Origin of the sequence: Streptomyces sp. ID05-39B (genome assembly GCF_033794725.1) — a bacterium.
Taxonomy (GTDB): domain Bacteria; phylum Actinomycetota; class Actinomycetes; order Streptomycetales; family Streptomycetaceae; genus Streptomyces; species Streptomyces bobili.
In genome coordinates this window covers 1-13,618 of sequence record NZ_JARGEF010000003.1, presented here as the reverse complement: position 1 = coordinate 13,618, position 13,618 = coordinate 1, and the positions used below count along the sequence as shown (strand labels likewise).

9 protein-coding genes are annotated in these 13,618 nt (G+C 67.2%); 3 read left to right on the top strand and 6 right to left on the bottom strand.

Annotated elements, in window-relative coordinates; all coding sequences use genetic code 11:
• Nucleotides 1-70 precede the first annotated feature (70 nt).
• Nucleotides 71-661, top strand: coding sequence for a TetR/AcrR family transcriptional regulator (locus tag P1P75_RS01520; protein WP_006378871.1), 591 nt, complete (start codon nucleotides 71-73; stop codon nucleotides 659-661).
• 182 nt (nucleotides 662-843) lie between these two features.
• On the top strand, nucleotides 844-993 hold the full coding sequence (locus P1P75_RS01515) for a hypothetical protein (RefSeq protein ID WP_162138053.1): 150 nt from the start codon (nucleotides 844-846) through the stop codon (nucleotides 991-993).
• Nucleotides 994-1,001: 8 nt separating this feature from the next.
• Here the strand turns inward: P1P75_RS01515 and P1P75_RS01510 are convergent, their stop codons facing one another.
• From P1P75_RS01510 to P1P75_RS01485, 6 genes are all read right to left on the bottom strand, one after another.
• Nucleotides 1,002-1,697 carry a transposase gene (locus P1P75_RS01510; protein WP_006378841.1) on the bottom strand — a complete coding sequence of 232 codons (696 nt, stop codon included), beginning with the start codon at nucleotides 1,695-1,697 and terminating at the stop codon, nucleotides 1,002-1,004.
• Nucleotides 1,698-2,070: 373 nt separating this feature from the next.
• Nucleotides 2,071-4,581: an ABC transporter permease gene (locus P1P75_RS01505; RefSeq protein ID WP_006378563.1), complete on the bottom strand. Its 2,511-nt coding sequence runs from the start codon at nucleotides 4,579-4,581 to the stop codon at nucleotides 2,071-2,073.
• A gap of 80 nt (nucleotides 4,582-4,661) precedes the next feature.
• Entirely contained in the window at nucleotides 4,662-5,441 is a 780-nt protein-coding gene (locus P1P75_RS01500) for an ABC transporter ATP-binding protein (protein WP_006378852.1), read from the bottom strand.
• A gap of 1,299 nt (nucleotides 5,442-6,740) precedes the next feature.
• Nucleotides 6,741-8,882: a DUF6351 family protein gene (locus P1P75_RS01495; protein ID WP_234361249.1), complete on the bottom strand. Its 2,142-nt coding sequence runs from the start codon at nucleotides 8,880-8,882 to the stop codon at nucleotides 6,741-6,743.
• A gap of 252 nt (nucleotides 8,883-9,134) precedes the next feature.
• Complete coding sequence (locus P1P75_RS01490; RefSeq protein WP_010358260.1) at nucleotides 9,135-10,142, bottom strand: Gfo/Idh/MocA family protein; 1,008 nt, start codon at nucleotides 10,140-10,142, stop codon at nucleotides 9,135-9,137.
• A 456-nt stretch (nucleotides 10,143-10,598) separates the two neighbouring features.
• Nucleotides 10,599-11,888, bottom strand: coding sequence for a glycoside hydrolase family 1 protein (locus tag P1P75_RS01485; RefSeq protein ID WP_010358259.1), 1,290 nt, complete (start codon nucleotides 11,886-11,888; stop codon nucleotides 10,599-10,601).
• A gap of 339 nt (nucleotides 11,889-12,227) precedes the next feature.
• Here P1P75_RS01485 and P1P75_RS01480 point away from each other — a divergent pair, with 339 nt between their 5' ends.
• Nucleotides 12,228-13,235, top strand: a complete 1,008-nt coding sequence (locus P1P75_RS01480; RefSeq protein ID WP_006379104.1) for a LacI family DNA-binding transcriptional regulator — start codon at nucleotides 12,228-12,230, stop codon at nucleotides 13,233-13,235.
• Nucleotides 13,236-13,618 lie beyond the last annotated feature (383 nt).

Genomic DNA, 13,618 nt, shown 5'->3' with positions numbered 1-13,618 from the left:
TCGTAATCCAATATGATGGCGAGGCCGGCGGAAAGCGGGCGACCCTTCCGGCGCACGAAGGAGCGAGCGCGTGACTCGTTACGGGAAAGAGCACAAGCAGGCGACCAGGCAGCGGATCATCGAGACCGCCGGCCGCCGGTTCAAGCAGGACGGTATCGATGGCTCGGGCATCTCGACGCTGATGGCGGACGCCGGACTGACCAACGGTGCCTTCTACGCCCACTTCGCGTCCAAGGACGACCTCGTGGCCGCCTCGGTCGCGGACCAGCTGCGCACGCAGTACGCCAACGTCATCGACCAGGCGGCCCCCGGCATCGCAGGACTCGAGCAGATCGTGCGGTGGTATCTGTCGCCCCAGCACCGCGACAGCCCCGACGACGGCTGCCCCTCCGCCGCACTCCTCGATGAGATCGGGCGCTGCCCGCAGGAGACCAAGCAGGCGTACACCGACGGGGTGCTCGCCGTCATCGACGGCATCGCCGCCCGCCTGGCGCCCGCCGATCCGCGCTCGGCGCACACGAAGACCCTCAGCGTCTACGCCATGATGGTCGGGACACTGCAGCTCTCCCGCGCCCTGTCTGACCCGCGACTCTCCGACGAACTCCTCGAAGAGGGCATCCGCAACGCCCTCACGCTGCTCAGCGCACAGGAGTCCCGCTGACACGCCGCAGCAGCCTCGCCGAGCCGGCCCGGCGAAGCCGACATCCGAGGCAGCGGGCGCGCGCCCGAGACCGAACGGGCGGGAGAGACTTCGCCGGCTCATCGACACCGCCTGATCGATGAGCGGCCGTCCCCGCTCCGAGCGGTTCCCGGCGTCGGCCCGGCTCTCCCCACCGCCCGGCCGTGACCACGGGATTCTGGGTCGAAGCCGCAGCCGACGGCTTCGACCCGGAATCGCTGGCGCTACCGCTGCGCGGCGCTCTCCCCGGCGGGCGCCGACTGCGGTTCGTCCGCTCGCTGGCCCGGGACGACTACAGCCGACTGGAGATCTAGCCGGTTGCTCATGTCCAGCTCGAACCGGCCGTAGGGGTTGACGTGAGTCCAGAACAGCGGGGACAACGCGCGCCGATCGGCATCGCCGAGGCGCTCGACCCCCTTCGGCTCGGCCAGGACCTCTGCAGCAGCAGGGTGTTGACGTGGACAAGGGCAGCCTGCAGCAGGTGCAGGGCGAGCATCGAGATCTCCTGGCTCTCGCGGTCGGCGCCGGTCAGGTCCCCGTCCTTGCCGTAGAACAGGTCGTGGTTGGCGGAGTTCCAGTTCTCCACCACTTGCAGGCCCTCGTGGATCTCCCGCCGTAGTTCGGGGCTGGCCAGGTAGTCGCAGACGAACGCTGTCCGCACAGCGCGGCCGAGCTCCTCGATCGCCCGGTAGGTCGGGTGCTTCGGGCCGCCGCAGGTGAAGCGTCGTAGCACCTGCTCGGCCTCGGCCGTGCCCAGGCGGAGCGCGGTGGTGTATTTGACGATCTGGTCGTACTGCTGGCGGATCAGCTCCCAGTCGATCGTCTTGCTGGACAGCACCGGGGCCAGGTGCGGCCACGTCTCGTCCTCGCCGGCAACCGGCCGGTACAGCCGGGCCGAGCCCACGTTCTTCAACCGGGGCAGCAGGTTGAAGCCGAGCATGTGCGCGAAGGCGAATCCGACGAATGGACGGGCCGGGCGCTTGACGATGCGGTCCTGAGTGGTGTGGTCGACCGCCACGAGCCCGTGCTTGGGGCGGTAGCCGTCCCAGCACTTGAAAGTGGACGTAGCCGGTGACGGGCAGTCCGTCGTCGATCAGCCGGTGCACGACGCGCAGACCTGCTCGGATGTAGTCGATACGCTTACGTGCATCGCGGGATCCCGTCAGCGGGTGCGGGTGCGTCTTCCGCCAGTGAGACGACTTCCGCCTGGCGGTGCAGGGGCGGCAGGGCGAGCGACTGCGTCAGGCGGGGGCTGCGCAGGATGTGTGCAGGAGGAGTCAGTGGACCCACCGAAGACTGACCTGTTGGGCCTGGGGGCCCCGTGCTCGCCACACAACCGTACGGCCGTAGGCACATCGATGTGCCTACGGCCGTACGGCGATTCCCTCCGTCTAGTCGGTCTTGATGGCCATGAGCATGTTCAGTCGGGACGCGTTGCGGGCCGGCCACATGGCGGCCAGGAGTCCGACGAGCGCTGCCAGCAGCAGGAAGAGCGCGAACCGGCCCCACGGCAGCACCAGCGCGTACCCGGGGATGTCCGCCTTTACGATCTCGCAGACGGCCCAGCCCAGGAAGGAACCGACTCCGATGCCGATGACCGCGCCGAAGAGGGAGATGACCACGGCCTCCAGCTGGATCATCCGCGTCACGCCTCGCCGGTCGAGTCCGACGGCTCGCAGCATGCCGACCTCGCGCTGTCGTTCGAAGACTGACATCGCGAGGGTGTTCACCACTCCCAGCACCGCGATGGCCAGGGAGATCGCGAGCAGTGCGTACAAGACGTTGAGCGCAGCATCGTATGTGCCGCTGAACTCGTTGCGGATGGCCTGCTGGTCGTCGATCTTGATCCCCGGGCGCCCGGGGAGGGCGTCAGCGAGCGCCTTCCTGTCCGTGCTGCCGTCCGTCTTGACGTAGATCTTGGAGAGGGACGCCGCGAGGGTCGATTCGATCACGTCCGCGGAGACGACGACAGGGAAGACGACCTCGTTGGACTCGAAGATAGCCCCGACGGTCACCCTGCGCTTCTTGCCGGAGTCCCCGTACACCGCTGGCAGGGTGTCCCCCACCTTCCAACCGTGGGATCGCGCTTCGTCCTCGGCAACGGCGATCTGCCCCTTGGCGAGCGTGCCCTGTGAGCCGGAGACCACCGGAAGGTCGAGTGCCTTGTCGAACTCCGCCGGGGCGATGGCTGTTACATCCTCCTGGATGCCGTCGATCTGCATCCACGACTGCTGCTCTGGCGACACGGCCCTGACGCCGGGGAGCTTGCGCACGGCGGCGACCGCCGAGGTGTCCAGGTCCACAGCAGTGGTCGTGATCATATAGTCGGCCTTGACGATGTCCGTGGTCATCCTGTCCATGGACTGACCGACAGTGACGCCGAGCACGGTCAGAGCACTGACCAGTGTGAGGCCGATGGCCAGTGCGGAGGCGGTGGCGCCGGTACGGCGCGGGTTGCGTACGGCGTTCTGGCCCGCGAGCGTGCCGGAGACACCGAAGCCCCGCCGCAGCAGCGGCCGTACGAGCGCGATCACCGGCCGGGACAGCAACGGGATCAGCACGAGGACACCGATCACCGCGAGGAAGGCACCGAACCCGACGATCATCGCGCCGCGCGAGCCGCCGGTCCCGGCGCCCGCGACGACGACCGCCGCGCCGAGCAGCGTGAGGATGCCGCCGAACACGTTCCGCAGGATCAGGGACCTGATGGTGGAGGGCAGGTGTGCGCTGCTGATCGCCGCGACCGGCGGGATCTTCGCTGCGCGACGGGCCGGCAGCCAGGCGGCCACCATGGTGACCAGCACACCGACGAATGCTGAGACCAGGACAGTCGTCGACGTGACGATCAGCGGCCCGTCCGGGAGCTTCCCTCCGCCGAAATCGACCACTGACTGTGCTATGGCGGCCATGACGGCACCGAGCCCGAGCCCAGCGACCGCACCGGCCGCGCCGACCACCATCGCCTCGATCAGCACGGAACGGGTGACCTGCCTGCGGGAGGCGCCGACCGCACGCAGCAGAGCGAGTTCCCGGGTGCGCTGGGCAGCCAGCATGGTGAAGGTATTGGCGATCAAGAAGACGCTGACGAAGAGCGCGACACCGGCGAAGGCAAGCAGTATCCCACTGAGCAGCGAGGCGTCTCCCTCCGCCAATTTTGCCTCGGCGTCGGCGAGTTGTTGACCGGTCTCGGCCTTCGCGGAGTCCGGAAGTACCTTGCCGATGGCGGCGGCGAGCTTGGTGCTCGAAACGCCGGGGGCGGCGGTGACGGTGACGTTCTCGAAGAAGCCCGGCTGGAGGTAGAGCCGCTGTGCGGACGGTGTGTCGAACAGCACCAGGCTGCCGCCTCCTGCCACCAGCTGGTCCTCGGTGGTGAAGATGCCGGAGAGCTTGTACTTCTTGGCCGGACCCGTCAGAGCGACAGGCACGGTGTCGCCGACATGGTAGCCACCCTTGTCGGCGCTGTCCTTGTCGAGCGCGATCTGCATGGCCTCTGTGGGACCGCCACCCTCGGTGAACGCGTAGAGCGGGTCCTTGCCGTTCTTGCCCGGCGCGTAGTTGGCGCCCGAGTTGAACGCGCCGCCGATGAGTCCGCCGTCTCTGTCGGAGACGTAGGCGAGTCCGTCGACCCGCCCGGCGGCTTCGGCGACCCCGTCCACACGGGCGACCTCTTCGAGCGTCTTCCGACTGATGCCGGGGGAATCGGAGTAGTGGTTGGGGTCCGGGTCGACCTGGACGTCCACGTGGGCGAAACTCTTGGCTTTCTGGCTGCTGGAGGAGTTCGTGTAGGTGTCGGTGAAGATCAGAGTGCCGGAGACGAACGCGACGCCGAGCATGACGGCGAGCACGGTCATCAGCAGTCTGGCCTTGTGCGCGAGGACGTTGCGCAGCGCTGTGCGGAACATGGTGGTGTGATCCCGGTGAAGTGAGGGGAGCTGAGGACGGAGGGGGTGCGTACCGGTTGGTCGGCTCTGCTGCGGGCCGCTCAGCTCGTACGGAACGGGGTCTCGAACGACTTCATGAGGTCGAGGACCCCGTCCGCGGTGGGCTCGTACATCTCGTCGACGATCCGGCCGTCGGCGAGGAAAACGACCCGGTCCGCGTAGGAAGCGGCGACCGGATCATGGGTGACCATGACGACGGTCTGGCCCAGCTCCCGTACCGAGTCACGCAGGAAGCCGAGGACCTCGCCGCCCGAGCGTGAGTCCAGGTTGCCGGTCGGCTCATCCCCAAAGACGATGTCCGGCTTGGAGGCGAGCGCACGGGCGACGGCGACGCGCTGCTGCTGGCCGCCGGAGAGCTGGGCGGGGCGGTGGCTGAGCCGGCCCGACAGACCGACCATCCGAATGACGCTGTCCAGCCACTCCTTGTCCGGTGTCCGGCCCGCGATGTCCATCGGGAGCGTGATGTTCTCCAACGCGGTCAGGGTGGGCAGCAGGTTGAACGCCTGGAAGATGAAGCCGACCTTGTCCCGGCGGAGTTTGGTGAGTTGCCTGTCCGTCAGTGACCCGAGCTCGACATCACCGACGCGGACCGAGCCGGAGGAGAAGCTGTCCAGCCCCGCGACACAGTGCATCAGCGTGGACTTCCCGGACCCCGAAGGCCCCATGATCGCGGTGAACTGGGACTGCCCGAAGCCGACACTGACCTGATCGAGGGCCACCACATTGGTGTCGCCCTGTCCGTAGACCTTGGAGAGCTCAGTGGCGCGGGCGGCGATGGCAGGGGCGGCGGCGCGGGGGCCGGTGGACGGGCTAGTGATCATGGGTAGCACTCCGATCGGGATAGAGACAGCGAGGGGCACGTGCCACGGGCCGTGCAAACGGCCACAAGAGGCCCATGGACGCGAGAGTCCGGGTCCATCCCGCTGGGAACCTCTCTATCGTCCGGTTCCCACAGATCCTGCGGATCAGCTGAATTGCCGACCACCTGAGGCTGATGCGAGAAAGGGTTTCGTCAGCCTCAGGTATGTCGTCGCATCAGCTCCTGGGATGACGCCCAGCGAAACAGCCTGAGAAACTGGCACGCGGTAGGGATGGTGTCCCTGGATTGGCACGGCGTGCATGCCTGCACCCCGGGACGTTAGGGCGCAGGTCAGGTGCCAAACTCACCTCGAGCTCACTGATGCAAGGCAGATCCCCGCACAGGAGACGCGCCAGAGGCTGCGACCTACGCGCGCGGGGTATCAGCCTTTCGGCCGAGGACGCTTGCGACCGCTTCGTTTCCTGGCCGTTCGGCCGAGGTGGGGCGGTTGGGCGGGCAAGCGGGCTCCCTGCCATGTCTACCGCACACCCAACTGCCCTCGTCGTCAGCCTGTGCATTCCCACGGCCCACACCGCAGTGGTCGCCTCTTCGGCCCGGACTCGGTGGATTGGCCGTCATCGCCCTTGATGATGGCAGACCGACCCTTGACTCTATAGGGGATCACCGCGCCTTCTGCTTCGCGCTGGCCGAGCACCTCTATCAGGACCTGTTCGGACCCGGCCAGGCGGAGATCCTGGTCCGGTTGCGTGCCGAGCACGCCGTCTGCTGGCCGCACGGGGTACCGGGGCGGCGGCGAAGCAGGGCTCCTGTGGGCCGAGGGGCGTGGGCTTGTGGTAGCACAGTCCGGTGCCGTGCAGACAGATGACCAGCAGGCGCGGCTGGCGTCGGCCGGTGCGCGTCTCCACCACGGGTTGCAGATGGTTTCCTCGGCGAGGACGGCGGCAGTTCGACCGGGCGCTTGCCGGGGCTACGGAGCCTACTGCGATCCGGGCCGATGTTGCTTGACGGGATGGTGCTGCGCGCGGACGTCCACCGTCTGGGTGGGACGGGGCCATGGCCGGTGCTGCCGAGTCGGCTGCTGAACGGCAAGCAGACCTCCTTCATGGCCAGGCCTCTCAATCTGTTGCCGCGGCCGAGCGCGGGCTCATGGCGATCATCCAGGACACGCGTGGCCGCTTCGTCTCCGAGGGCGAGTAGTACACCGGGTGGGACATCGAGACGTACAGGGTGCTGGGCGCCCACGGTGTAGCGCTTAGCTGGGGATGCGGGACACCGTGGGCACCGGATGAGGGGAAGCCTTTCAGGGTGTAGGGGCGGACTCCGGCGGAGCGCCCAGTGGCTGTCCGCCCGGCCCGCCGGAGAAGGTCAGCCACGGCAGAGAGGGTTGCTGGGCCACGCCTGGCTCGCGGTAGTCGCACACCCCCTCGGGGAAGGCCTTCCGCAGTCGGCCCCATTGGGCGTTGGAGAAGTCGACGGTGTAGTCGTCCCGGTTGAGTTCCTTGAGTTGGCACTTGAGGATGTTGTTGGCCGTCGGGCCCCCGGCCGCAGTCCGGGGCACACCGAAGTAAGGGTAGGTGGCGCGGCAGACGGACATATCGGAGATCTTGCGGTTGCCGATCCAGCACGCGTCGACAGCGTCGGCCGGCTTGTCGCGCACCACCTTGGTCTCGATCGGGTCGTTGGACGTGTCGGCTTCGATGCGGGTCAGCCATCTGTCCATGAGCAGGAACGCCTTCTCGCGGGCATCGCCGTCGGTTTGCACCGGAGGCACACCCGTCCAGATGATCTGATTGTCATGGCCACCGTTGGCCTGGTCGAAGCGGGCACGCATGGCGTAACTGTGGAAGTCGCTGTGGATCTCCCAGTTGCCGGGAGAGCGCAGATCGATGACGGGGACCTTGGCCGCCTCGCGGGGGTAGGTCACCCGACCGGAGCGGTATGCGACTTCCAGCGCCGCAGGGTCGGCTTCACTACGCTCCGGCTGCCACTTCCAGTCGATGTCGAGCCCGCCGACGCTCTCGTTGAGGTCGACGAACTGCTCAGCGGTGATCGTGCCGGACTCGACGGCCTTCAGGCCGTACTGGACACCGGTGTTGTCGTACGGCCGGTTGGCGAAACCGCGTTGGATGCGTTGTTCGACCGGCCCCCATGAACTCGCGGGCCTTCGGCCCCAGACGGCCACGGCGTAGTCCTGAAGAGTGCACCGCTCACCGGCAGGATTTGCCTCGGCGTCGTACACCCACGAGCGATTGGGCTCCAGAGTGGTGTGGCCGGCCAGGAATCCGCCGAGGCAGCCGGCCCCGTTGTCCGGGTCCAACCAGGTCTTGGAGTACTGCCCGTTGCCTGTCGGGTTGTCCCAGAGTGTCCGGCACACCGTCTCGAACGCGTGGCCGGTCACCGCGGTTCTGTGGGTGGTCAACGCCCACAATGGAGACCTGTCGAAGTGGTGGTCGAGTACGTGACAGTCCTCGGCCTCCTGCAGCGTGGACCAGACGTCGGGGAAGCTGCAGGAGGGCAGGATGCCGTCCAACAGACCGGGGTAGTTGGAGGTGATCCAGTGCTGCTGCATGGAACCGCCGGAGCAGCCTTGCCCGATGGTGTAGCGGATCGGGCCGTAGTTCTCGACGAAGTGCTCCTTGAGCATCACCAGCGCTTCGGTGGAGACCACGTCGTTGCAGTTCTGCCCCAGCATGTTCAGGTTGGACACCGCGACGGCGAACCCGCGGGACAGAGCCGTGTCGTTGAGAACGTTCTCCATGGGTGCGTCCTGTGAATGCCGCGGCGTGCAGTCGCCGCCGAACGGCACAAGGAGTTTTCCGTTGAAGCCGCCTTGCGGTGCCCACGGTTGCCACGGCTTGGCCGGGTCGTACAACACCGCGATGTCGTAGATGCCACGGTCCATCACGCCGCGTTCCCGGCGTACGACGTACGCGACCCGCTTGCCCTGGTCCGTCGTTGTGTATGCGAGGTCTGCGGGCGGTCTTTTCGGATCATATGCGGTGAACTGGCCGGTCAGCCAGGACTTGTAGAAGAGCTTGTACTTCGCTGGAGTATTGCACGCGACATCCTGCGGCTTCCCGAGGCCGTTCTCCTCGGTCGCGCACACCCACGGCTGTACCTGTGGCCCGGCGAACAGCGGTCCGCCGATGGGATGGCCGGTGATGGTAAGGCTTGCCGCGCCCCCCTGTGTCCGGGCCGTCATCCTGTTCTCGCCGACCTGGAGGCCGGTGACCAGGCCCAGGAAGCGGCCGTCCGGCCGGACGGCGAAAGCGGATGTCACATCCCGGCCGTCCACGTCCACGCGCACATTCTCTGGTGTTCCCCCGGAAGGCAGGGCCACCTCGACGAGGGCGTCGCCCCCGGACACCAGATCCGCGCGATTCGACAGCACCCTGATCTGAGGCGATTCCCCTGAGGCGGAGTACGCGATTCCAGTCAGCATGAGATCGAAAGCCATGACGAAAACAACCAGCCATCTGGTTCTGGCCCGTGGCGTGAGCCTGCCTGGGGGCCGTTCTGCACTGTGAGCCATCGGCTTCTCCGGCTTCGGTTGAGTAGCGACGCCGCAAGCGGCTCCACGGGTGCGGGCCACATCAGGCGGCGGAGATCCGTACCGATCCCCTCGGACGCGGTTACGGCAGCGGAGTGGCCGTAACCCCGAACGCATCCGTATGGCTGGCTGGTTGCGGGAACGTCAGTGAGTGGTGTAGCTCAGGCCGATCTGGTCGCGCACGGTGTCGAGCGTGCGCATCACCGCCACGGTCTCGTCCAGAGGCATGATCTCGCTCTCCAACTCCCCTGCGCGTAGCCGCTCCTGGACGTGCCGGATCTGGCGGTGCAGGCCGCCGCCCGCCGTGTCGTCGCCGTCGCCCTCGCGGGCGGCGGGCAGACTCAGGCGTTCGGTGGTGCCCCGCGTCTGCACGGTCAGTTCGTCCGGGCAGTGCATCAGGAACGGCAGTTCGATGTGACCTTCGGTGCCGGTGATACGGGCTGTGCAACCGAGGTTCGCCCGCATGGAACTCTGGGCCAGCGCGACCGCCCCACTGTCGTACCCGGAGAGGACAGCGACATGCTCGTCGACGCCGGTCGAGCCGAGTGTGCCGTACGCCGTGACCCGGTCGGGCGTACCCAGCACCATGCTGGCCAGCGATAGGGGATACACACCCAGGTCGAGCAGGGAACCGCCACCCAGCGCGCGATCGAACAGACGGTGTTCGGGGTCCGCCGGGAATTGGAAGCCGAAGTCGGCCTCCAGGGACTGGACTTCACCGATGACGTCCTCGGCGAGCAGTTCTCTGACTTTGACATAGGCCGGCAGGAACCGGCTCCACATCGCCTCCATCAGGAACAGGCCCCGTTCCCTGGACACAGCCACCATTTCAGCGGCCTGCTCCGCGTCCAGCGAGAACGCCTTCTCGCACAACACTGGACGCCCCGCGTTCAGGAACAGCAACGTGTGCTCGTGATGGTGGGAGTGGGGCGATGCGACGTAGACAATGTCGACAGTGTCATCGGCGGCCAGATCTTCGTACGAAGCGTGCCGGTGTCGCGCGGCGATGCCGTGCTTCTCGCCGAACGCGTCGGCCCCTTTCCGACTGCGGGAGCCGACGGCGACCAAGTGGGCGTCAGGCAACCGGCCCAACGCGTCCGCAAAACTGTTTGCTATGACACCAGTGCCGGCGATGCCCCAGCGGAACGACATGAGAACTCCTTGTTGCTGTGATGGTGATCATGGGATGGCGCTGTGGGCACCGGAACCACGAGGTGGGTGCGGCCTACGGCGGCGACGAACCGCCACCTGGCGTCGTTGGCTCTGATCCAAGGCCGACCGGGCGGTTGTCCTGCGGTACGGGGATGGTGGAGCCAGGCCAGGTGCGTTCGCCACAGTCCATGACGTTCATCGAGACGCCTGCTCCGCAGCCGCATGCAAATTAGGTCGCCCGCCTGACGCGCGCAGTGACCTGGACCGTGCGTGGCGCGATCTGGTCGTTCAGCGCCGCCGATATTCGTATGCGACGCTCGCCCTGGGCCAGTTGCGTGCATGTGGTATCGAAGACCTCAAGGCCTGTCGGCGCCGCTTCGAGGGCGGACTCGGCCACGCCACCCAGCGGGCGAACGGCTCATGCCGAGGTAGCCGTACCGTGTCCCAGGCGGCGGCTCATGTTGGCATCCGGTTGATCCGGGCCACGTCGCCATACCAATGTGCCGATGGTTTGACGACCCGCTCCTGAGTGCTGCGGTCGACCGCCACGAGCCCGTACTTGGGGCCGTAGCCGTCCCACCACTCGAAGTTGTCCAGCAGTGACCAGTGGACGTAGCCGGTGATGGGCAGTCCGTCGCCGATCAGCCGGTGCACGACGCGCAGACCTGCTCGAATGTAGTCGATACGCTCGCTGTCGACGTCGGTCGCGACACCGTGCTCGGTGAGGACGATCTCCTTGCCGGGGAAGAGGCCCGCCACTCGCCGGGTCGTGGCCTCGACCGCCTCAGGAGCCCACAGATATCCCATCTGGGTGCGGCGGCCCTCGCCGACGGGTGCTCCTTCCGCAGACACGGCTGCCGCTTGGCGGCGCAGGTACGGCAGGGCGAGCGACTGCGTAAGGCGACGGCTGCGCAGAAGCGCCGCGCTGAGGGGTTTGGTGATGCGGGGGGCGTTGACGTCGAGGCGGGTGTAGGTCTGGACGCCGATGAAGTCGTCGTCGGCGGTCTCGGCGAAGAACCTGTCTTCGTGGAGTTCCCGAGCCCATTCCATCGCTGGGACTCCGCCGGGATTGGCGTGCCAGTCCTGCAGCGCATGGGCCATGCCGACCTTGACGCCGGGTGCGAGTTCACGGATGACCTCTCGGGCATTGCGGTGTGCGGCGATCACTCCTGAGGCTGCGGCGTCGAACGCGTCGAGGTTCCGGACGAAGGGCGGAGTCGGGAAGGTGCCCAGATACCCCCGCGTGATCATGTTGCCGGGCTCGTTGATCGTGCAGATGTAGGGAGCACGGTTCTGTAGATGTTCCATCACGTGCCTGGTGTAGCGCGTGAACCAGGCCGGGAGTTCGGCATTGGTCCAGGCTCCGGCGTGGGTGACCCAGGCCGGCAACGTGAAGTGCTGCAGCGTGATCATCGGTGTGACGCCGTGGGTCAGGCAGGTCTCGACCATGTCGGCGTAGTGTTGGAGCGCCTCGCGGTCGAATTCTCCCTGGCGGGGCTCGACTCGTGCCCACTCCACGGAGAAGCGGTAGGTGTTCAGTCCGAGTTCCGCGAGCAGCGCGATGTCGTCCTTGTAACGGTTGAAGTGGTCGCACGCCATGCCGGAGGGCCCTGCCATGGGCGCCTTGGGCGCTGGGTCGGTCTCCCATTCCCACCAGTCGCTGTTCGCGTTGTTGCCTTCGACCTGATGTGCGGCTGTCGCGGCCCCCCAAAGGAAGCGCTCGGGGAAGATCAACGGTTCGGGCACGATCAGCAGCTCCTGAGGTTCTGAGTTCGTAGGGATCAGGCGCGCGGTCGTCGAGCAGAACGAATCTGCATGTCTGCGGACGACCTCGAACCCCGCACGGGCTGCGTGGGTTCTGCTCCGCCGGAACACGGAGCAGAACCGATCGTGCCCCTTCAGGGGTAAGCCGTGGATTGGCACCGGCCCCTCTCAGGGCCCTTAGGGGGTGGTTGTCGGAGCGGCATGACGAGTCCCCGTGGCCACGGGGACGCCCTACCGACTATTCATTCACTAACGCGCGTTAGTGAGTGCGGGTACAGTACATCAGGCGTGGTACACCCACAAGAGCGGAAGGGGCGATGGATGGCGGGCGAGGCCGCTGCTCGGCCGGAGGGCCGGGTCACCAGTTCCGACGTCGCCCGGGAGGCCGGAGTCTCCAGGGCCACTGTCAGCTTCGTGCTCAACGGCACCAAGGGGCAGACGATCTCCGAGTCGACGCGGCAGCGCGTCCTCGAAGCGGCGGCCCGGCTGCGCTATGCCCCCTCGGCGGAGGCCCGGACGCTCAGCCGCGGCCGGAGTGACGTCGTGCTCCTCTATCAGCCCCCTCAGTTGCCGCTGACCGACCTGGGCACACTGGTCGAGTTTCTCTCGGCGGAGTTCGCGGCCGTCGGGCTCACTGCGGTGATCCATCCGTGGTCCCGCAGGCCCGATGGTGATGTGTGGACCGTCATCACGCCCGTGGCCGTCCTCGCATGGGACCTGCCCGATAATGACGTCGCCGCGATGCGGCGCAATGGCGTACGCGCCGTGGTCTCTCTCACCGCCGAGTCCGACCCCGTCGCGCAGTGGATCTGGGGAGCCCGGGAAAACAGCATCGCCCGGCTGCAGGTCGAGCGACTGCTCAGGGCGGGGCACCGTCGGCTCGGCTACGCCCGCCCGCACGACGAACGCCTGGCCGAGGCGAGCGAGATGCGCCTGAAAGCACTGCAGGGAGCCTGCGCCGAGCACGGTGTGCCGGGCCCGGTGGCTCTGGCTGTTCCCTGCGACGAGGTGGGAGCCGGAGCCGCTGTCGAGGCATGGCGTGGGATGACCCCCGCCGTCACCGGCGTGTGCGCCCACGACGATGTGGCAGCCTTGGCCGTCCTCGCGGGTCTACGCGAGCAAGGACTAGCCGCGCCGTCGGACCTGGCCGTGATCGGCGCGGTCGATTCGCCGGCCGCACGCCTCGCAGCCCCGCCGTTGACGATGGTGGCAGTAGATATGCGGGACACCGCACGACATCTCGTCGAGGCGATCATCAGTCTCCTCGACGGACGGCCCGTCCCTATCGGTCCTGAGGTCACCCGGGTGATCGAGCGTCGCTCAGTCTGATCTCGGATCACGCCCCGCCGCGCCGCAGCAGGCTGGATGCTGTCTCCTCCGACCGCGGTGAGGGCGTAGGATGGCGCTTGCGCGCGCTACTAACGCGCTTTAGTTATTGTGGATGATGAGATCGAGACGGCAATGCCTCGTCGGCGCGAGGACCCGGGCGCGACTGGTTACTGCGGATCCGGCGACACGATGCGACGGTCAGGCGAGGCGCAGTCGTTGAGCCGGTCACCTCGCTGATCGCCACAAACGCCCTCACGGAAATCGTCTCCCTAAAGGCGGCCTAGCCTCGATCTTGCGTGACGGTCCGCCGACGGAGTCGGTGGACCGTTTTCGTGCTGTGGGCTGAGGCTGGGCAGGTTGAGGGCCCGAGTGTCGTCTCGGAT